This window comes from Coprococcus sp. HPP0074 (genome assembly GCF_964238105.1).
GTDB classification, from domain to species: domain Bacteria; phylum Bacillota; class Clostridia; order Lachnospirales; family Lachnospiraceae; genus Faecalimonas; species Faecalimonas umbilicata.
This window is the reverse complement of sequence record NZ_CAXSKS010000007.1, coordinates 1-19,336: the sequence shown is the minus strand read 5'-3', so window position 1 is coordinate 19,336 and position 19,336 is coordinate 1. Positions and strand designations below refer to the sequence as shown.

Genomic DNA, 19,336 nt, shown 5'->3' with positions numbered 1-19,336 from the left:
TCGTTCACCTCATCTATTTTCAATCTTTCCATAGTATAATCCATTTCCTGACATTTTCCAACAGCTATATTGTAAATTCCTGATATTTCCGATATAGTAGAAGCATAATCATTTTTTGGAGGTAATTTACATGAAAAATATAATTGTAGGACAGTCCGGCGGACCAACCGCTGTAATCAATGGAAGCCTTTACGGTGTTGTAACGGAAGGACTCCGTCAGACAGATGCCATCGAGACAGTCTTTGGAATGATCAATGGGATTGAAGGATTTTTAAACGATCAGGTGATTGACATGCGTCCACTTTCAGAAAACGGGGAATTAGAGCGAATCCGCACAACACCGGGAGCATACTTGGGTTCCTGCCGCTATAAGCTGCCGGAAAATCTTACAGATGCTGTTTATCCTCAATTGTTTGAGAAATTTTCTGACAGAAACATTGGATGCTTCTTCTATATTGGTGGAAATGACTCCATGGACACTGTCAGCAAGCTTTCTCGCTATGCCGCCTCTATCCAGAGTGATATCCGTTTCATCGGGATTCCAAAAACGATCGATAATGACCTTGTGGAAACCGACCACACACCTGGCTTTGGAAGCGCTGCAAAATATGTAGCTTCTACTGTCCGTGAAATTGCCATCGACGCTTCGGTCTACGACAATAAAAAATCCGTCACAATCGTGGAAATCATGGGGCGCCACGCCGGATGGCTGACTGCTGCCAGTGTCCTTGCCCGCAAATTTGAAAAAGATAACCCGGTTTTGATCTACCTTCCAGAAGTCGCTTTTGACCAGGATGCTTTCATTGAAAAAGTATCAAAGGCACTCGAGACAACACCAAACCTTGTTGTATGTATCTCCGAAGGAATCAACGACGGCAATGGTACATTTGTGTGTGAATATGCAAGCGATGTCGGAGTGGACAACTTCGGTCACAAGATGCTCACAGGTTCTGGAAAATATCTTGAAAACCTCGTAAAAGAACGTCTTGGTATTAAAGTTCGCTCTGTAGAACTCAATGTCAGCCAGAGATGCTCTTCTGCTTGTCTCTCTGCTGCCGACCTAGATGAGGCTGTCTGCGCAGGAACTTATGGTGTACAGGCTGCACTTCTAGGGGAAACAGGAAAAATGGTATCTTTCCAGAGAACAAATGACAATCCTTATAAACTCACCTACACAACCGCCGATGTAAACAACATCTGCAACAAAGAAAAAGGAGTTCCTCTTTCCTGGATTACAAACGATGGTTCTGACATCAGTGAAGATTTTATCCGCTATGCACTGCCACTGATTCAGGGAAACGTTGAGGTTCCATTTGAAAACGGACTCCCGGCATTTGCTTTCCGTCGATAACTTGTTGCCATTCACATTTTGTTCATATTTCTTTCAAATTTTTTTCATTTGATTCACACGGTTTCTTCATTTCTATGTCATATACTAAGACTATCAAATGAAACAACATTTGAAACAGACGTTAACAGTATTCACATACTTTTAGAAAAACTTTTTCATAATACATGCCAGATGCGTTTTATACCATCTGGCATCCTCCCTTTTTAGGGAGTTTTTATGTCTTTGTCCTGAAAATAAAATTTAGAATCCGTATGCTCTTTTCAATATTTTAAACTGTTCTTGTTCCTGAATTTCTGGTAATTCCGTTAGGATCCCCTTTGTCACCTGTGCTTTCATCTCAGGCTCCAATCCCTCCACATTCCATAAAATCTCCAAATATGTAAGCGCAAGCAACTTTGACTGTGGAAGCACCTTTCTTCCTCTCCTGCAGATCTCCGCTGCATCATCTATCCGATCATTCTCCTCATACCGCTGTGCCAGACAGAGAAATGCCTCTTCCTTTTCCGCTCCCCTACCACTCTCCTTTAAATAAATTTCTAACGCAAGTACCTGTCCATCTATTGTTTGCTCCCGCTCTGAAATTTTCCAAACAACCTCTTCTAGTTTCTCTGTATATCCGAAATTTTCTAAGGTCGCTCCCTCTTGCTCCCTTGCCTCATCTGCCTGTATGATTTCTCCCTTCTCTTTTGACTGATCTGTCATCCTTTTTCCAACCGCGCTTCCAAAGATGACCATCACTGCACAGCCAAGGGCAACCACTGGCATTTTCTTTTCTATTTCTCTTTTTCGCCTGGATCTTAATTTCGGGAAATGCTTCTCCACCATAGGAAAAGTAATATATCCCTTCTCTCCATCTGCCTTCAGACAATTCTTGATCAGCTTTTCCAACTGGTATTCTTCCTTTTTTGTCAATGGAGGATCCGGCTCACTTTGGGACAACATATATTGAAGTGTTCTGCCAAAACTATAAATATCTACTGCCTCACAGATTCCTTTCTGCCTGTAAATTTCGGGATTTGAGAAGTATTTCCGCACCGTCCGGCTTTGAATCTGACGTACCGTTTCTCTGCTTCCTTCGGCCTCCAGATCCAAAAGATAAATCTCTTCGTCCTCCTTTACAATGACGCTGTATGGACTTAAGTAACCATAAGTTTGTTTTTCTCCGTATTTATGAAACCATGTGATCTGCAGAAGCATCTTTCGCATAAGATTCCACAATTCCTCTTTCGCTGTCTGCGGGTGATATTTCAGCCAATAGATCAACGTCTGTCCGAAAATTGTATCCTGGATCCGCTCACAATATTTTCCATGCTGTACCATTTTAATAATATCGTATTCCTTCTTCTCCAAACACATGCCTCCTTTTCTCTCCAGTACACAGAATGTTTCCTATGCCCATGTAATTTATATTCCTTTGTTTTCTTTATGATTTTTATTGGATTTTTCAGAATTTGTCGAATTGTATTTTGAAATCTGTTTTTTACAGAACGGTCAATCATCACGAAAGTGATGGAAAAAATGAATGATTTTATTTCAATATCCTTATAGGAGTCTCCCGCCGGGAGAGACTCCATTGCTTTGTTTCTCACTAATCAATCGGTCGATACAGATGTCTCGGAATTCCATCTACCATAACCGGAGATACATCCCCCTGAATCAGCGGCCGCACATAAGTGATAAACTCATCTGTCACATAAGTGCCTTCCTTATTTACCCATTCTCTTGGAACAAGACGCTCATCGTTCGCAATCTTGTGCACATCTTTTACCTCGGTTGTACATTGATATGGATCATCGGATAACCGAAGCATGACAACCATTTTCCCGCTGTCCCCTTCATCTCCGGCTTTCACTGCCGCACCACCTACCTGACTCGCTTCAAGGATATCCACTCTCGAAGCAGAATGCGATGCTGCTCTCTGCAACGTGCTAAGTTCTACGGCTCTTGTCTTGCATCCGATCTCTCCTGCGATCAGCGATGCCAGATAGTTTGCAGTTCCAGTCAGCTGCTTATGTCCAAATGCATCTACGAAATCTACATTAGAACCGAGTTCGCACACATATTTTCCATCTGCGGTCTTGATTCCCTCGGAAACTGCCACAACAACTGAATATTTCTTCTCCAAAAGCTTCCTCACTTTTGCAACAAACTTGTCCACATCAAATACAAGTTCCGGCAGATAGATTAAATCCGGCCCTTCACAGTCCTCTCCTTTTGCCAGTGCAGCTGCACCTGTCAGCCAACCTGCATTTCTTCCCATAATCTCTACGATGGTAACAAGTCCGTGTTCATAGCGCAGGCTATGTCCGTCACGGATAATTTCTTTTACCGATGTTCCGATATATTTTGCTGCACTTCCATATCCCGGTGTATGGTCGGTCAGTGCCAGATCATTGTCGATCGTCTTCGGCACCCCAAGAAAATTCGTATGTCCACGCCCCGTTACCATGGAATAATCGTAAAGCTTCTTGATCGTATCCATCGAATCATTTCCGCCAATATAAATAAAGCATTCAATATCCAATTCCTCAAGAATATCAAAAATCTTCTCATAAACTTCCTGATTCTCATGAATCTCTGGAAGTTTATATCTGCAGGAACCTAAAAATGCCGCCGGTGTTCTTCTCAATAGTTCTACATCCAGATCACTTCTGATAAAATCCGAAAGATCCACATACTTGCCTTCCATCAATCCCTGAATGCCATGCAGCATCCCATACACTTTCTTTGCCCCACGCTCTCTTGCAGTGCAGTAAACACCAGCAAGGCTCGAATTAATTGCCGCTGTCGGACCTCCTGACTGTCCTACGATCACATTCCCTTTCATCATATCCCTCCAGTTCGTTTGTCAATATCCTTATATTAGTATATTTTGCACTTATTGTAAAGTAAAACTTCGTTTCTTTTGTTTATTTTTACTTATTTTTGATAATTTTCATTTCTTTTTGACATTTTTCATCATTATTTTATCTATTTTTCATGATTTTTCACTTCTATTTTTATCAATATTTCCATTCCTGGGATTTCATCTGAAAAATCTTCTGTAAATTTGCATTGCACATTTATCCCCCTAGGGTTATAATTCAAATATTTTCAAATAACAGACAAGGAGGAATGTTGTATGCGAATAACTCCCATCAAAAAAGAAGATAAGACCGGAAGGATCATCACACTCAGAAATGCCGAGATTTCAGATGCCGATAATCTAATCACTTATATGAAGATCACCAGTTTTGAAACTCCTTTTCTGCTCCGGGAGCCTGATGAATTTCATCTCACCTCAGAGCAGGAAGAATGCTTTATTCAGAATACGATCGATAATCCCCGGGAACTGATGCTCCTCGCAACAGCGGACGGCTGCCATATCGGAAACTGCTCTCTTTCCGACGCTGGTCCATTTAAAAGGTATCAGCATCGCTGTCAGATCGCAATCGCACTGTATCAAAAATATTGGGGCTGCGGGATCGGACAGATGATGTTAAGTACGATACTTTCTGTCGCCAGAGAACTGGGATACGAGCAGGCGGAACTGGAAGTAGCCGCAAATAACACCTCCGCTATCGCTCTCTACCAAAAATTAGGTTTTCAGACCTACGGCACATTCCCTGATAGCATGAAATATGCCGACGGTTCTTACACAGATATGCTTTGGATGATGAAAAAGCTTATCTGATCAAAAAATATTTCCAAAAACAGAAAGAGATACAAGCGTGAAATTCTTGTACCTCTTTCTGTTTTATTTTTCTTTGATTCTGTTTTCTATCGGAGATTCTCCGGTCCAAATCCAAGTGGAAGTAATTCTTTCAGCAAATATTTGTTCCATCCGCCTTTCCCATCTTCCAGCACAATGTAAAATTCATCCGGTCTGCAAAATTCCTGCATGACCTGCCTGCACACTCCACACGGTGCACATACATTTCCGCTGCGCCCTGTTCCTTTGCCTCCGACAATCGCAATCCCTTCAAATTCCCGCTCACCTTCTGAGACCGCTTTGAAAAATGCGGTTCGTTCCGCGCAGTTTGTCGGCGTGTAAGATGCGCTCTCAATGTTACAGCCATAATATAACTTGCCTGACTTTGTAAGAAGCGCAGCCCCTACGCGAAAATCTGAGTATGGGGTATATGCATACTCTCTCGCTCTGTATGCATGTTCGATCAGTTCTCGTTCATCCATCTATTGTTCTCCTATCAGACGAATCGTCTCGGTCACAAGCGCCTTAAATTCTTTTGCCACTCGATCTGCTGTCTCTTGCACTTCTTTGTGATTCAAAGGCTGGTTGGACATTCCCGCTGCCATATTTGTGATGCAGGAGATTCCACATACTTTCAATCCCATATGTCTTGCTGCCATAGCCTCACATGCAGTGCTCATTCCGGCTGCATCCGCACCGAGCGCACGACACATTCTGATCTCTGCCGGAGTCTCATAGCTTGGTCCAGTAAACTGCATATACACACCACTCTGAATAGAAACTTTTACATTTCTTGCAGCCTGTTTAATGATCTCACGAAGTCCCTTATCATACACTTCACTCATATCCGGGAATCTCGGTCCCAGTTCATCAAGATTTGCACCGATCAGCGGACTCGGAACTGCGGTCGTAATCTGATCTGTGATCATCATCAGGTCACCCGGCTGGAAGTTAAAGTTCACACCACCTGCTGCGTTTGTCAAAATAACGGTCTTTGCTCCAAGCAATCCCATCAGGCGTACCGGAAGTACTACATCTGACATCGGATACCCTTCATAGAAATGTACTCTTCCCTGCATTGCCACTACCGGGACCCCTTCTACATATCCGAAAAGAAATCTTCCCTGATGTCCTGCAACTGTGGAAACTGGGAATCCTTCAATCTCAGAATACTCAATCGACTCCTCCACCTGCATTTCTTTTGCATAATCACCAAGACCTGATCCGAGAATCAGAGCCACCTCCGGTTGAAATTTCACTTTACTTTTTACTGCATTGCTGCAATTTAACAATTTTTCATAAATCTGATTCATACTTCTACCTCTCTATCAGTTCCGATACGACTGCATTCATTTTCTGGTACTGTTCACTGTCTATATAGAACTTACTTCCTTTTCTCGTGATCCATCCATTCTCCTCGAATTTCTTTACCGCCCTGTTGATCGTCTTCACACAGAGCCCGGAAGATTCCGAAAGTTCCTGACGGGTACTGTCCACATACAAAATGCCATTTTTTGCATATTTTGTATAAGTTTCCACAAGATAGAATGCCAGCCGGTCTGCTCCTTGTAAAAATAAAAATGCCCGACTGTTCTTGCCCTGTTCAAACAGGTAATGTCCCATGATCTTCGCTTCCAGCTTCAGAGCACGGATATCGGAATTCAGCCAGCGGGCATATTTTTCTTTTGCTATTTTTACGATAGTGCAAGGGGTTACTGTTTCAAGTGTTGTGCAATAACGGTCAAGATCCATGATAACCTCCATCCCGCCCATCGCATAGACTCCCTCAAATCTCATAAAGTCATAAGTGATCCCATAGATTCGGTAATCTGTCGCCTTGATCATTCCACGACCAATGATATAGATGGTATCAACCGGCGTGTTCTCTTTGACAAAGACCACGCCGGCATCCAGTTCTACAATCTGAAAAGAATCCATCAGCCACACCGGTGCACTGTAAAAATACTCTTCAAACCGCTCCCGTTTCTTTTTGTCAATCTCATTCAGAAACGGAAGCACCTGATATAAATATTTGCATTCCATATGCTTATTTGATCAGCTCTACCTTTACGATCTCTGCCGGAACACCTGTTGCATCTTCTGCAACAGTATCATTTTCTACTTTGATAGATCCATCTTTTAATTTTCCATACAGTTCATCGTATTTTTCCTGTGTAAATTTTGTAAATTTAGAAGTTTCCATTGGAAGCTGAATTCCGTCATCTTTTGCACTTAAGTTCAGAGTTGTTCCGCCTGCAAAGTTTCCATCATAGTAGCTTGCAACTGCATCATATACAGAATCTCCAAGATTCTTCATAGCAGAAGTGATTACTGTATCAGACTCTACTGACTGGTCTACGTCGACACCGATCACTACTTTTCCTGCTGTCTCTGCTGCTTTCATAACAGAGTTACCAACTCCACCGCCACATGCGAAGATACATTCTGTTCCTTCATTGTACCATGCTGCTGCTTTTGCATTGTTTTCCGGAGAAGCATCAAAGTTTCCTACATAAGTGTATTTCACTGAAACATCACCTGCTGCAAGACCTAAATCTTTTGCTGCTGCATCTGCTCCCTGAACAAATCCATATCCGTAACGGATAACTGCCGGCACTGCGATTCCACCCATAAATCCAAGATTTCTGTAACCTTCTGTTACTGCTGCATAACCTGCAAGATATCCTGCCTGCTCTTCTGCATAGAAAATAGAAAGTACATTGTCTTCGAGTTTTGCTTCCCCATCTTTTACCGGCTGTGCATCGATGATGATGAAAGATACATCCGGGTATTTTGTCTGTGCTTCGTATACAGGCACCTCAAAGAGGAATCCTGGTGTTGCAACCACTTTTGCTCCACCTTTGACAGCAAGATCGATCGCATTTAAACATGCCTCATCAGATTTTTCTGCTGGTTTGTAATATTTGTAAGTGATATCATGCTCTTTCGCATATTTTTCCAGACCTTCCCATGATCCCTGGTTGAAAGATTTATCATCGATTGTTCCTACGTCTGTGATCAGCGCCAGCTCATAACCTCCCTTGGAATCTTTCTTGTCACCGTCCTTTGCAGTATCCTCTGCACCCGGTTTTTTTACTGCACATGCAGCCATGCTCATAACCATGACTCCTGCTAAGATCAGACTTAAAATCTTCTTTTTCATAATAAGTTCTCCTTTTCTTTTTTAATATTCATTCGTCTTATGACCTTGAATCAATTTTACCGCGGAACTTGTTCCGATTCTATCGCAACCTTCCTGAAGAAATGCTTCCAGATCTTCTACCGTCTTCACTCCTCCGGCTGCTTTCATTTTCACATGCTCACCAATATTTTCTTTGAACAGACGAATATCCGAAATAGTCGCTCCTGCTGTTCCAAATCCAGTAGAAGTTTTGATGTAATCTGCACCTGCCGCTGTTACTGCTTTACACATTGCAATTTTCTCTTCTTCTGTCAGATAGCATGTTTCGATGATCACTTTTAAGATCTTATCTCCAACAACTTCCTTCAATGCCGCAATTTCTTTTTCTACCGCCGCATAATCACCATTTTTCACATCTGAAATATTGATGACCATGTCGATCTCAGACGCACCGTCCTCCAGCGCCTTCTTTGTCTCTGCGATCTTCGCCTCTGTCACACTGTAACCGAGTGGAAAACCTACGACCGTACAGATATTGATCTGTTCTCCGTATGCCTCCTTCACTCTCTGAATGTAGCATGGCGGAATGCATACCGAAGCAGTCTGATATTCCACTGCCTCATCGCACAGTTTCTTAATGTCTTCCCATGTGGCAAATGCTTTCAGCTGTGTGTGATCCACATGTCTCATGATTTCCTTTTCTGTCATCACGTTCTCCTTTCTTAATTTTTTTATACACATTGCTATGCAAGGCGTTCTACCTGATCCTTGGTTACTCTCGCATATACAAGCGGAGTCTCGTTTGCTTTCTCATCTTCAATCGTCACAGCTGCCTGATATCTCAGTTCTGCTGCTGCAAATAATTCTTCCTTATCTGCATAGAAGACTGCCATAGGCTCTCCTGCCTCCACGTAATCTCCAACTTTTTTCTTTAAGATGATTCCTGCTGCAAAATCAATCTGGCTGTCTTTTGTCTCACGGCCTGCCCCCAACATAGCAGAGGCAATCCCACAGCTTTCTGTATCCATAAATGTAATGTATCCGCTTTTCTTTGCGAGTACTTCATGTTGATATGCCGCTTTTTCAAACTTATCTGTATCAAAGATCACAGAGCTGTCTCCACCTTGTGCTTCCACCATTGCTGCAAGTCTTTTTAACGCCTCACCATTTGCGATTACTTCCCGCACAAGTGATCTGCATTCTTCCAGCGTTCCTTTTCCTGCAAGGAAAAGCATGTTCGATGCAAGATGTACACAGACTTCTGTCAGATCCTCCGGACCATTTCCTTTTAATGTCTCTACCGCCTCAATCACTTCCAGACTGTTTCCGATATTATGTCCAAGTGGAATATCCATATCTGTGATCAGTGCCACAGTCTTTCTTCCGGCATTCTCTCCGATCGCTACCATTTCTTTTGCAAGTGTGATAGAATCATCGATACTCTTCATAAATGCACCACTTCCAGTTTTTACATCAAGAAGGATACAGTCATTTCCTGCTGCAAGTTTCTTACTCATGATCGATACCGCAATCAGTGGAATACTGTCCACTGTCGCTGTTACATCCCGGAGCGCGTACAGTTTTTTATCTGCCGGAGCGAGATTTCCTGACTGTCCGATCACACTCAATCCGGTCTGATTCACTACGTTGAAAAAGTCTTCTCTGGAAAGAGATGTATGAAGTCCCGGAATGGATTCCAGTTTATCCACTGTTCCACCTGTATGTCCAAGTCCTCTTCCGGACATTTTTGCAACCTTCACACCGCAAGCCGCAACAATCGGAGCAATAATCATAGTTGTCTTGTCCCCGACACCTCCCGTGGAATGCTTATCCACTTTCACGCCCTCGATTCCGGATAAATCTACCATCTCTCCAGAATGCGCCACAGCCTGTGTCATCGCAAGTGTCTCTTCCTCGGTCATTCCTTTGAAATAAACCGCCATCAAAAACGCTGACATCTGATAATCCGGAATTTCTCCTGCTACATACTCACGGATCATATACTGAATCTCCTGCTCTGTCAGTGCTTCACCATTTCTTTTCTTCATGATCAGATCATACATTCTCATGGTGTCTGCCACTCCTTTCTATTATCTGCTTCCCTTATCGTATGGGATTCCCTCTGCTCTTGGAGCCTGAGAGTTCTTAGATGAAAACGCTAATACGATCAATGTCGCAATGTACGGAATCATCTTATATAATTCGTTTGGAATTGGCAACGATTTCAAAAATGGAATTGCAGAGTATGCACTTGCCAATGTCTTCATGATTCCAAAGAAAAATGCTGCCATTAAAATTTTGTTACTTCTCCACTGTCCAAAAATCAACACTGCAATTGCAAGGAAACCATATCCGGCAACACTTGCATTAAAGTTTGTAGAAGTCGGAATAACAAAGATCAACCCACCGATTCCAGCCAGTACACCAGAGATGATAACCCCGGCATAACGAATCTTCGCCACATTTACACCGACAGAATCTGCTGCTCCCGGATGCTCTCCACAGGCGCGGAGACGAAGACCGAATCTTGTATTTTTAATCACATAAGCTGCCACAAGAAAGATTCCGATTCCGATGTATGTTGTAATATAACAATTCTGGAAAAACATATCCCCGATCACCGGAATATCTCCAAGTACCGGAACTTTATCAATGTGAAATGTATCTGTAAACTGTATCTGCTGTACCCCCTGAATCATACGCGCTGTAAAAATCGCAAATGCCGGAGCAAATAAGTTTAATGCAGTACCACTGATCGTCTGGTCTGCTTTCATATTAATAGAAGCAAACGCATGAAGCAGGGAAAACAATCCTCCGGCAACTGCTACGATCAAGATTGCCAGCAATAATAATTTCTGTCCACTCATTCTGTCCTGGAAAATATTGATGAAGAAAATTCCAACAAAAGCTCCCATGACCATAATACCTTCCATTGCGATGTTGATGACACCGCTTCGCTCAGAATACATTGCCCCGATTGCTACAATAAGAAGCGGGATCGCAAAATACATCGTCTGTTGAATAACAAAATATACTACACTCATTATTTGCCCTCCTTCTTATTCTTTTTCGCAGATTTTCTCATGCGAATCTTGTAGATCAGATTTTTAAATAACAGCGACAATGCTCCACAGTAAATAATCGCAGAAATAATAATATCGATAACCTCCGGCGCAAAATCAAATAGCTGCATGTTGTAACCGCCAACTGTAATATGTCCGATAAACAGTCCCGCAAATAAGATTCCAATTGGATTGGAAAGTCCGAGCAGTGCAACCGAAATTCCGGAAAATCCTTCCGGTGCGATTACGTCAAGTACCTGCATGTATTTTCCGGAATCTGCCAAGTATAACAATGCTCCGCCAAGCCCTGCGAGCGCACCTGCGATCACCATTGAAAGAACAATACTCTTTTTTGCATTGATTCCGGCATACTTACTTGCGTTCGGATTTTTTCCGCACGCTTTCAATTCATAACCAAATGTCGTCTTATTCAAAATAATATAAATCAGAATCACACATAAAATTGCGATCAGAATACCGATATTGATATTGGTACCCGGGAACAATTTGTCTAACCCTGCTTTCGGAAGGTTTGCCCCGTCTGCAACGGCCATAGTCTGGTTCTTTACCTGATCGTATACTGTTCTCTGAATCATCATATTTACAAGATACATTCCGATATAGTTCATCATAATTGAGGAGATTACCTCATTTACATTGAAAAATGCTTTCAACAAGCCCGGTACCAATCCCCAGATTGCTCCGGCAAGGATTGCTGCAAGAAGCGCTGCAAGACAATGCAGTCCCGGTGGAAGAAATGTAAACTTCACGCCGACAAATACTGCTGCAAAAGCTCCTGCGGTAAACTGTCCGGATGCTCCAATGTTAAAAAGTCCTGTCTTAAATGCAAATCCGACAGAAAGCCCTGTCATAATGATCGGGGTTGCCAGATAAAGCATCTGCCCAATTCCCTGGATTCCGTCTGTAAATCCTCCCTGAAGGATCATCATAAATCCATAATATGCCTGCTGCGGATTGCTGGACAGCAGAATAATAAATCCAAATAATAATCCACAGACAATCGCCAGAATGGAAGAACTAAAATTGACGATTCCGTCTCCGCGCCAGATATTTTTCCATTTATTTTTCATTCTTCACACTCCTTTTCGCACCCGCCATATAAAGACCAAGTTCCTCTACCGTAATTTCCTTTGGATTGACATCTGCAACAATCTCACCTTCATACATTACGATGATACGGTCGCTGATATCCATTACTTCATCCAATTCCAGTGACACTAACAGCACTGCTTTTCCTTCATTTCTCTGCTCCACAAGCTGTTTGTGAATATATTCAATCGCACCAACATCCAGACCACGTACCGGCTGCACTGCAATAACGATCTCTGGATCTCTGTCAAGCTCTCTTGCGATGATTGCTTTCTGCTGATTTCCTCCAGACATTCCCCGGACAATGCTGTCTTCTCCCTGACCGGAACGGATATCAAATTTCTCGATCAGTCCTTTTGCATATTTCCGAATTGCATCAAATTTTAAAAAACCATGTTTCTGAAACCGTTCCGTGTAGTAACTCTGCAATACAAGGTTTTCCTGAAGCGAAAAGTCAAGCACCAGACCATCTTTATGTCTGTCTTCCGGAATATGAGCCATTCCATCCAGACACTTACGCCGGATGCTCTCTTTTGTAATGTCTTTTCCGTTTAAAATAATCTGTCCTTTTTCAATCGGAGTCAATCCTGTAATTCCATATACTAACTCGGATTGTCCATTTCCATCAATCCCCGCAACACAGAGAATCTCTCCCTTACGCACCGCAAAAGACACATCTTTTACTGCATGCTGCCCTTCATGCTTGGAGGCAATGGTCAGATTCTTTACTTCCAATACCGGCTCTCCCGGCGTTTTCTCCGGCTTGTCCACATGGAAATTAACTTTTCGTCCTACCATCATCTCTGACATTGCTTCCTTTGAAGTCTCTGCCACATCGATCGTGCCGATATATTTCCCTTTTCTTAGTACACTGCACCGGTTTGCCACTTCCTTGATCTCATTCAGCTTATGCGTAATGAATATAATGGATTTTCCTTCTGCCACAAGCTGTTTCATCACTTTCATCAGCTCATGGATCTCCTGCGGTGTCAATACCGCTGTCGGCTCATCGAAGATCAAAATATCATTATCACAGTAAAGCATCTTTAAAATCTCCACTCTCTGCTGCATTCCAACTGTAATGTCAGAGATATAGGCATCTGGATCGATCTTAAATTTATACTTTTCACTAAGCTCCATCACTTTTTTTCTTGCGGCATCCATCTTTAATGTGCCAAATTTTGTAGTCTCTCTTCCAAGGACAATACTTTCAAGGACTGTAAAATTGTGCACCAATTTAAAATGCTGATGTACCATTCCGATTCCAAGATCGTTGGCATCATTTGGGTTATTGATCTTAACTGCCTTCCCATTGATCTTGATTTCTCCCTCTTCCGGCTGGTACAGGCCGAAAAGAACGCTCATCAGTGTGGATTTTCCTGCCCCGTTCTCACCTAACAGTGCATGGATTTCTCCCTTTTTCACTTGCAGGGTGATATCGTCATTCGCTTTAAAATTCCCGAACTGTTTGGTGATATGGTTCATCTCGATTACATACTCCACGCTCCTACCTCCGTTTCTTTTTCCTTTCTCCTACTGTTTCCCTGTTACTATTTTATAATAAGTTCCTTCATGCTCGTTCCGTCTGTATTATTTTCCACATGAAGAAGATCCAATACTGTTGCAGCAATGTCCGCAAATGTCTCTCTTGTCCCAAGATTTACATTTTCTTTGATATCTTCCCCGCAGATCAAAAGCGGTGTATGCTCTCTGGAGTGGTCTGTTCCTCTAAATCCCGGATCACATCCATGGTCTGCTGTGATCATCAGAATATCCTCCGGTCTCATGCGCTCCAGGAATGTTTTTAACTGTCTGTCAAAAACTGTTGCAGCATTTGCATATCCCTCAATATCATTGCGGTGGCCATACATCATATCAAAATCAACAAGATTTACAAAACAGAGTCCTTTAAAGTCCTTCTCCTGCATCTCAAGTGTCTTCTCCATGCCGTCCACATTATTCTGGATTCTCTGTGTGTGTGCAATCCCCTTGCCTGCGAAAATATCATAAATTTTTCCGATTCCATAAGTATCATATCCTGCCTCTAAGATTGCATCAAGCATCGTATCTCTCGGCGGAAGAAGTGAAAAATCATGACGGTTTGCAGTTCGCTGAAAATTCGGCGCTTCTCCGATAAACGGACGTGCGATCACACGCCCTACCCCATGCTCACCACATAAGATTTCCCTCGCGATCTCACAGTATCTATAAAGTTCCTCTACAGGAACAATCTCTTCATGCGCAGCAATCTGGAATACACTATCTGCGGATGTGTAAACAATCAAAGCTCCTGTTTTCATATGCTCCTCACCATAGTCCCGAATGACATCGGTTCCTGAATATGGCAAATTGCAAAGCACTTCTCTTCCGGTTGCCTCCCGGAACTTCTCTAAAATCTCTTCTGGAAATCCATTCGGATATACCGGAAGTGGTTTTGGAGATACAACTCCGGCAATCTCCCAGTGTCCGATCGTCGTATCTTTTCCCCGAGAGCGCTCTTTCATCCTTCCATACGCTCCAGCAGGACTCTCTTCCTTTTTCATCCAGTCCACACCATCAATGTTAAACAAGCCTAGTTTCTTCATATTCGGTGTATCATAGGCTTTGGAAGCTGTAATCGTCTTTAATGTATTGCTTCCTTCATCCCCGAAATCTGCTGCATCCGGAAGTGCTCCGATCCCATAACTATCCAGTACGATTAAAAAAATTCTCCTATTTTCCATTCTTTTTCCGTCCTTATTTGTTGATATTTAATAACTCTTTTTGTATCATATCGAAATAATATTAGCTCGAAAAGGACTAAAGTCCTTTTTCGTTCTACTTATTTTAAGTTTGTCATTTTTTCGCTAATTTGTCTACTGTTTTTTGTAAAAAAATCATAAGTTTTTCCAACTGCTTTTTCGTTATTCTGCATAGAACTTTTGTTTTCTTCCATGAGAATCCGTCCGAAATAAATATTTTACATTTATTTGTGGAAATCTAACGATATCTGTTATATAATTTACTATTGTATACAAGATATTCATTTAGTCTCTGCAGCGTAATTCTATAAAGGATAGATTGCGGCAGATCTGTTTGAATACACCTATTTCAAACAGATACGATAGCTTATAATACAGATCACATAGTTTTGTAGGAGGAATATTATGAAAGATACAAAGATTTCAGATTCTGTTATTTACATTGGTGCAGATGATAAAACATTAGACCTTTTTGAAAGTCAGTATGTCATTCCGAATGGTGTTTCATACAATTCTTATCTGATTTTGGATGAGAAAGTTACCGTTATGGATACTGTGGATGCCCGCGCGACAGACGAATGGCTTCAAAATCTTGACACCGCCCTCGATGGAAAAAAAGTAGATTACCTTGTTGTTTCCCACATGGAACCGGACCATGCAGCCAACGTTGCAACTCTGATTGAAAAATTCCCAGAACTCCAGGTAATCGGGAATGCAAAGACCTTCAATATGATCGCTCAATTTTTTGATTTAGACCTCTCTGGTCGTTCCATTATTGTGAAAGAAGGAGACACGATTTCTCTTGGTACCCACACATTACAATTTTTTATGGCACCGATGGTTCACTGGCCAGAAGTCATGGTTACTTATGAGCAGAGTGAGAAAATTCTCTTCTCTGCAGATGGATTTGGAAAATTTGGGGCTCTGGACACAGAGGAAGACTGGGCTGAAGAAGCAAGACGCTATTATCTGAATATTGTCGGAAAATATGGCATGCAGGTACAGGCGCTCTTAAAGAAAGCTTCTGCACTTGACATTCAGATGATCTGCCCGCTTCACGGACCGATCTTAAAAGAAAACTTAGGATATTACATTGAAAAGTATAACACTTGGAGTAGCTATGAGCCTGAGGAGGATGGTGTTTTAATCGCCTATGCTTCCATCCATGGCAATACAAGAAAAGCAGCTGAATTATTAAAAAAAGATCTGGAAGAAAAAGGTGCGAAAAATGTTGTCCTGACTGATCTTTCTCGTGATGATATGTCCAAAGCACTGGCAGATGCATTCCGTTTCACTAAACTTGTTGTCGCATGTGCGACTTATGATGGTGGACTGTTCCCATGTATGGAGGATTTCTTACATCACCTCAAGGCAAAGAACTACCAGAAACGTACTGTTGCTCTGATTGAAAATGGTTCTTGGGCTCCAATGGCCGCAAAACAGATGAAAGCATTCTTTGAGACATTGAAAAATATCTCCATCTGTGAGAACGTTATTACTGTAAAATCAACTGTAAAACCCGAAACAGAGGTTGCTCTTGCATCACTTGCGGATACCTTGCTTGCATAAATCCAATTTTTACTTTTATAAAAATGCGTCATGAAATGATTCCCTTATCATTTCATGACGCATTTTTTATGCACTATGTTTTTCTTTCTTTTTCTCGAGATGAAGCCAATCCACTCTCCACATATAGATGATCACACCCAGTGCAGCCGCACTCCATGAGACCGGGTATCCCCACAGAACCGTGGAAAGCTTCGGAATGATCGAAGTCATAATTCCTACCCAAAGCATTCGGATTCCTACCATACTTCCCACCATCAGAAGCATTGCGGCCATAGACCGCCCGGCACCTCTCAAAACTCCTGTATACACCTGTGCGATTGCAAGTAAAAAGTAAAATGGCATCACCGTCTTCAACATCAGATGCCCGTTTGCATTTACCTGCGGATCTGAAGAGAATATCGTTAAAAGCTGTTTCCCAAATATCAGTAAAATCGAACATGCTAAAATAGAGTAAATCTCACTGATCAATAGCGTTCGATGCTGACCTTTCTTTACCCGATCGAACTTCCCTGCTCCGATATTCTGTCCCGTAAATGTCATTGCAGCCATACCAAAACTCATGATCGGCAAAATCACGAACCCGTCAATCTTCATATAAGAGCTTGTTCCCGCCATCGCATTTGCTCCAAAACTATTAATATTGGACTGTACGATCACATTGGAAAAAGAAATGATTGCCGACTGTAGTCCACTTGGAATCCCCATTGCCAGGATTCTCTTCATCATTCTCACATCTATCCGAAGTTTCCGAAAATACATACGGTAAATATCATCATCCCTGCACAAGGTCGAGACAACAAGTACTGCCGAAATAATCTGTGAAATAACTGTGGCAATCGCTGTCCCTTTTACGCCCATCCTTAAGACTACAACAAACAAAATATCCAGCAAAATATTGACCGCTGACGTAATGCAGAGATAATAGAGTGGACGCTTAGAATCTCCGACACCTCTTAAAATCCCTGCCCCCATGTTGTATGTAATATTAAAAAGAGAACCCATAAAATAAATTCTAAGATAAATTACGGATTGTTCCATTACTTCCGGAGGAGTTCCCATCGCCTTTAGAATCTGCGGCGATAAAAATACTCCGATAAATGTCAGGAGAATCCCTCCGATAATGCTGAGCATCATCGATGTGTGAACTGCCCATTGCATTTTTTCTTCATCTTTTGCCCCATAATATTGTGCAATGATCACACCTGCTCCCGTAGATATGCCAATGAATAACCCAATGATCAAATTGATCAAGGAATTGCTTGATCCTACCGCTGCCAGCGCTTCTTTCCCAATAAAGTTTCCCGCAATGACGGAATCTGCTGTATTATACAGTTGCTGGAACAAGTTTCCAATTAAAAGCGGAATCGAAAATAGCATAATACTTTTAATAATACTTCCTTCTGTCATCGTTATTTTTTTCTCTCTTTTTCTCTTCTCCATACTTTCACCTTTACTATTGTTTATGTTTATTCTCAAAAGCTGCTCGCTCAAAGAAAGAAACCAGCAAACTGCCGGTTTCCTCTTAAATTTTGTAAAATTCTTTTTATGTATTCTTTTTCACTTCTACTTTGAATGGAACTGTTCTATCTATCCCATTACTCCTTTATACAGCAATATTATTCTTCTTGCTGTTCTTTATACAAAGCTGCCAGATATTCTACAATTTTTTCTTTTCCCAGAAGACTGCTGTTCATAAGAATCTGATGAGACTGAATGCTGCCCCATTCCTTTCCGGAATAGGTTTCATAGTAATACTTTCTCTCTCGATCAATTTTCTTCATCTTTTCCGCTGCTTTTCTTTCTGATAAATGATACTTGTCCATGACACGGTTTTTCCGGTCTTCTTTGGAAGCACAAATAAATACATTAATACATCCCGGATAATCTTTTAACACATAATCTGCACATCTTCCAACAATCACACAGGATCCCTTCTGTGCAAGCTTCTTGATAATCGCAGACTGTACCGCATAGAGATCTCTTCCAACAGGTGCATAAAACTCAGCGTTTGCCATAAAATCGTTATATCCGCCCATTGCCAGATTGGCTTCCAAACTGTCTGCCAATTGTAATAATCGTGTTCTTCGTCATAAAAATCACCGCCTTTTAATGACTGATTAATTATCTGATTCTTGTATCTATTATACTATATTTGTTGTATTTTTTCCATGTATTTTTTATTTTTTGTCTATTTCTAATGCTATAATCTAAATCTTTTGTTTCATTCAAACATCAGCATATAAAAGACCCCTTATCAATACTTCAATAAGGGGTTTAAGCGTGGGCGAGAAGATTCGAACTCCCGACCTTTTGGTCCGTAGCCAAACGCTCTATCCAGCTGAGCTACGCCCACACAATATTTAATTATTACACCTTTTGGTGTAATGCCGGCGACCGGAATCGAACCGGTACGGGAGTATAAGTCCCGCAGGATTTTAAGTCCTGTGCGTCTGCCTGTTCCGCCACGCCGGCATTTCAGCAGTTATCTGCTAAGTGGGACCAATAGGGCTCGAACCTATGACCCTCTGCTTGTAAGGCAGATGCTCTCCCAGCTGAGCTATGATCCCATGGGATATGAAATTATGTATCTTTTGATACAAGCGACCCGGAAGGGACTCGAACCCTCGACCTCCGCCGTGACAGGGCGGCGCTCTAACCAACTGAGCCACC

General features: G+C 41.9%; 17 protein-coding genes and 3 tRNA genes. 3 read left to right on the top strand and 17 right to left on the bottom strand.

Translation table 11 applies throughout. From position 1 onward, the window contains the following. Window positions 1-130: 130 nt before the first annotated feature. Window positions 131-1,351, top strand: a complete 1,221-nt coding sequence (locus ACESPO_RS09655) for a 6-phosphofructokinase (protein ID WP_499788759.1) — start codon at window positions 131-133, stop codon at window positions 1,349-1,351. Window positions 1,352-1,591: 240 nt separating this feature from the next. Here the strand turns inward: ACESPO_RS09655 and ACESPO_RS09650 are convergent, their stop codons facing one another. Next, window positions 1,592-2,707 carry a protein kinase family protein gene (locus ACESPO_RS09650; RefSeq protein WP_499788758.1) on the bottom strand — a complete coding sequence of 372 codons (1,116 nt, stop codon included), beginning with the start codon at window positions 2,705-2,707 and terminating at the stop codon, window positions 1,592-1,594. Window positions 2,708-2,939: 232 nt separating this feature from the next. Continuing rightward, window positions 2,940-4,178 (bottom strand): 6-phosphofructokinase, encoded by a 1,239-nt coding sequence (locus ACESPO_RS09645; RefSeq protein ID WP_008974793.1) that lies wholly within the window; start codon window positions 4,176-4,178, stop codon window positions 2,940-2,942. A gap of 294 nt (window positions 4,179-4,472) precedes the next feature. On the opposite strand from ACESPO_RS09645, the gene ACESPO_RS09640 reads away from it, so the two are divergent. Then, complete coding sequence (locus tag ACESPO_RS09640; RefSeq protein ID WP_499788757.1) at window positions 4,473-5,024, top strand: GNAT family N-acetyltransferase; 552 nt, start codon at window positions 4,473-4,475, stop codon at window positions 5,022-5,024. A gap of 86 nt (window positions 5,025-5,110) precedes the next feature. Here ACESPO_RS09640 and ACESPO_RS09635 read toward each other — a convergent pair whose 3' ends face one another. Genes ACESPO_RS09635 through ACESPO_RS09590 form a run of 10 tightly spaced genes read right to left on the bottom strand, consistent with a single transcriptional unit; the run spans window position 5,111 to window position 15,079 of the window. After that, window positions 5,111-5,524: a cytidine deaminase gene (locus ACESPO_RS09635; protein WP_008974791.1), complete on the bottom strand. Its 414-nt coding sequence runs from the start codon at window positions 5,522-5,524 to the stop codon at window positions 5,111-5,113. Then, window positions 5,525-6,355, bottom strand: a complete 831-nt coding sequence (locus ACESPO_RS09630) for a purine-nucleoside phosphorylase (RefSeq protein ID WP_008974790.1) — start codon at window positions 6,353-6,355, stop codon at window positions 5,525-5,527. A gap of 4 nt (window positions 6,356-6,359) precedes the next feature. Beyond that, entirely contained in the window at window positions 6,360-7,085 is a 726-nt protein-coding gene (locus ACESPO_RS09625) for a Crp/Fnr family transcriptional regulator (RefSeq protein WP_009262498.1), read from the bottom strand. Between the two features lie 4 nt (window positions 7,086-7,089). After that, entirely contained in the window at window positions 7,090-8,205 is a 1,116-nt protein-coding gene (locus tag ACESPO_RS09620) for a BMP family lipoprotein (RefSeq protein WP_008974788.1), read from the bottom strand. A gap of 21 nt (window positions 8,206-8,226) precedes the next feature. Next, a complete protein-coding gene (gene deoC / locus ACESPO_RS09615; protein WP_008974787.1) occupies window positions 8,227-8,892 on the bottom strand; it encodes a deoxyribose-phosphate aldolase in 666 nt (221 codons plus the stop codon). Between the two features lie 35 nt (window positions 8,893-8,927). Beyond that, the gene (locus ACESPO_RS09610; protein WP_499788756.1) at window positions 8,928-10,253 is read right to left on the bottom strand and encodes a pyrimidine-nucleoside phosphorylase; all 1,326 of its coding nucleotides are present in this window, start codon (window positions 10,251-10,253) and stop codon (window positions 8,928-8,930) included. 21 nt (window positions 10,254-10,274) lie between these two features. After that, window positions 10,275-11,228 (bottom strand): ABC transporter permease, encoded by a 954-nt coding sequence (locus tag ACESPO_RS09605; RefSeq protein WP_009262501.1) that lies wholly within the window; start codon window positions 11,226-11,228, stop codon window positions 10,275-10,277. Beyond that, on the bottom strand, window positions 11,228-12,337 hold the full coding sequence (locus ACESPO_RS09600) for an ABC transporter permease (RefSeq protein ID WP_008974784.1): 1,110 nt from the start codon (window positions 12,335-12,337) through the stop codon (window positions 11,228-11,230). The genes ACESPO_RS09605 and ACESPO_RS09600 overlap by 1 nt, the downstream gene beginning before the upstream one ends. After that, entirely contained in the window at window positions 12,327-13,859 is a 1,533-nt protein-coding gene (locus ACESPO_RS09595) for an ABC transporter ATP-binding protein (RefSeq protein ID WP_008974783.1), read from the bottom strand. Before ACESPO_RS09595 ends, ACESPO_RS09600 begins: the two co-directional genes overlap by 11 nt. 47 nt (window positions 13,860-13,906) lie before the next feature. Continuing rightward, window positions 13,907-15,079: a phosphopentomutase gene (locus tag ACESPO_RS09590; RefSeq protein WP_008974782.1), complete on the bottom strand. Its 1,173-nt coding sequence runs from the start codon at window positions 15,077-15,079 to the stop codon at window positions 13,907-13,909. 423 nt (window positions 15,080-15,502) lie between these two features. Here ACESPO_RS09590 and ACESPO_RS09585 point away from each other — a divergent pair, with 423 nt between their 5' ends. After that, complete coding sequence (locus ACESPO_RS09585; protein WP_009262503.1) at window positions 15,503-16,666, top strand: FprA family A-type flavoprotein; 1,164 nt, start codon at window positions 15,503-15,505, stop codon at window positions 16,664-16,666. Window positions 16,667-16,732: 66 nt separating this feature from the next. On the opposite strand, the gene ACESPO_RS09580 is transcribed toward ACESPO_RS09585, so the two are convergent. The 5 genes from ACESPO_RS09580 to ACESPO_RS09560 form a co-directional block, all read right to left on the bottom strand. Next, entirely contained in the window at window positions 16,733-18,106 is a 1,374-nt protein-coding gene (locus ACESPO_RS09580; RefSeq protein WP_117577871.1) for an MATE family efflux transporter, read from the bottom strand. Window positions 18,107-18,282: 176 nt separating this feature from the next. After that, entirely contained in the window at window positions 18,283-18,732 is a 450-nt protein-coding gene (locus tag ACESPO_RS09575) for a cytidylate kinase-like family protein (protein ID WP_016438283.1), read from the bottom strand. A 213-nt stretch (window positions 18,733-18,945) separates the two neighbouring features. Further along, window positions 18,946-19,019 (bottom strand) — tRNA-Arg (locus tag ACESPO_RS09570). 32 nt (window positions 19,020-19,051) lie between these two features. Continuing rightward, a tRNA-Leu gene (locus ACESPO_RS09565) sits at window positions 19,052-19,138 on the bottom strand. Between the two features lie 22 nt (window positions 19,139-19,160). Then, window positions 19,161-19,233: transfer RNA gene (locus ACESPO_RS09560), tRNA-Val, on the bottom strand. Window positions 19,234-19,336: the final 103 nt, after the last annotated feature.

Coding starts and splice junctions, on each gene's coding strand:
- ACESPO_RS09610 (WP_499788756.1), bottom strand. CDS start 10,253: ATGAGAATGTATGATCTGATCATGAAGAAAAGAAATGGTGAAGCACTG.
- ACESPO_RS09625 (WP_009262498.1), bottom strand. CDS start 7,085: ATGGAATGCAAATATTTATATCAGGTGCTTCCGTTTCTGAATGAGATT.
- deoC (WP_008974787.1), bottom strand. CDS start 8,892: ATGACAGAAAAGGAAATCATGAGACATGTGGATCACACACAGCTGAAA.
- ACESPO_RS09640 (WP_499788757.1), top strand. CDS start 4,473: ATGCGAATAACTCCCATCAAAAAAGAAGATAAGACCGGAAGGATCATC.
- ACESPO_RS09650 (WP_499788758.1), bottom strand. CDS start 2,707: ATGTGTTTGGAGAAGAAGGAATACGATATTATTAAAATGGTACAGCAT.
- ACESPO_RS09635 (WP_008974791.1), bottom strand. CDS start 5,524: ATGGATGAACGAGAACTGATCGAACATGCATACAGAGCGAGAGAGTAT.
- ACESPO_RS09585 (WP_009262503.1), top strand. CDS start 15,503: ATGAAAGATACAAAGATTTCAGATTCTGTTATTTACATTGGTGCAGAT.
- ACESPO_RS09580 (WP_117577871.1), bottom strand. CDS start 18,106: ATGGAGAAGAGAAAAAGAGAGAAAAAAATAACGATGACAGAAGGAAGT.
- ACESPO_RS09645 (WP_008974793.1), bottom strand. CDS start 4,178: ATGAAAGGGAATGTGATCGTAGGACAGTCAGGAGGTCCGACAGCGGCA.
- ACESPO_RS09600 (WP_008974784.1), bottom strand. CDS start 12,337: ATGAAAAATAAATGGAAAAATATCTGGCGCGGAGACGGAATCGTCAAT.
- ACESPO_RS09630 (WP_008974790.1), bottom strand. CDS start 6,355: ATGAATCAGATTTATGAAAAATTGTTAAATTGCAGCAATGCAGTAAAA.
- ACESPO_RS09590 (WP_008974782.1), bottom strand. CDS start 15,079: ATGGAAAATAGGAGAATTTTTTTAATCGTACTGGATAGTTATGGGATC.
- ACESPO_RS09620 (WP_008974788.1), bottom strand. CDS start 8,205: ATGAAAAAGAAGATTTTAAGTCTGATCTTAGCAGGAGTCATGGTTATG.
- ACESPO_RS09605 (WP_009262501.1), bottom strand. CDS start 11,228: ATGAGTGTAGTATATTTTGTTATTCAACAGACGATGTATTTTGCGATC.
- ACESPO_RS09655 (WP_499788759.1), top strand. CDS start 131: ATGAAAAATATAATTGTAGGACAGTCCGGCGGACCAACCGCTGTAATC.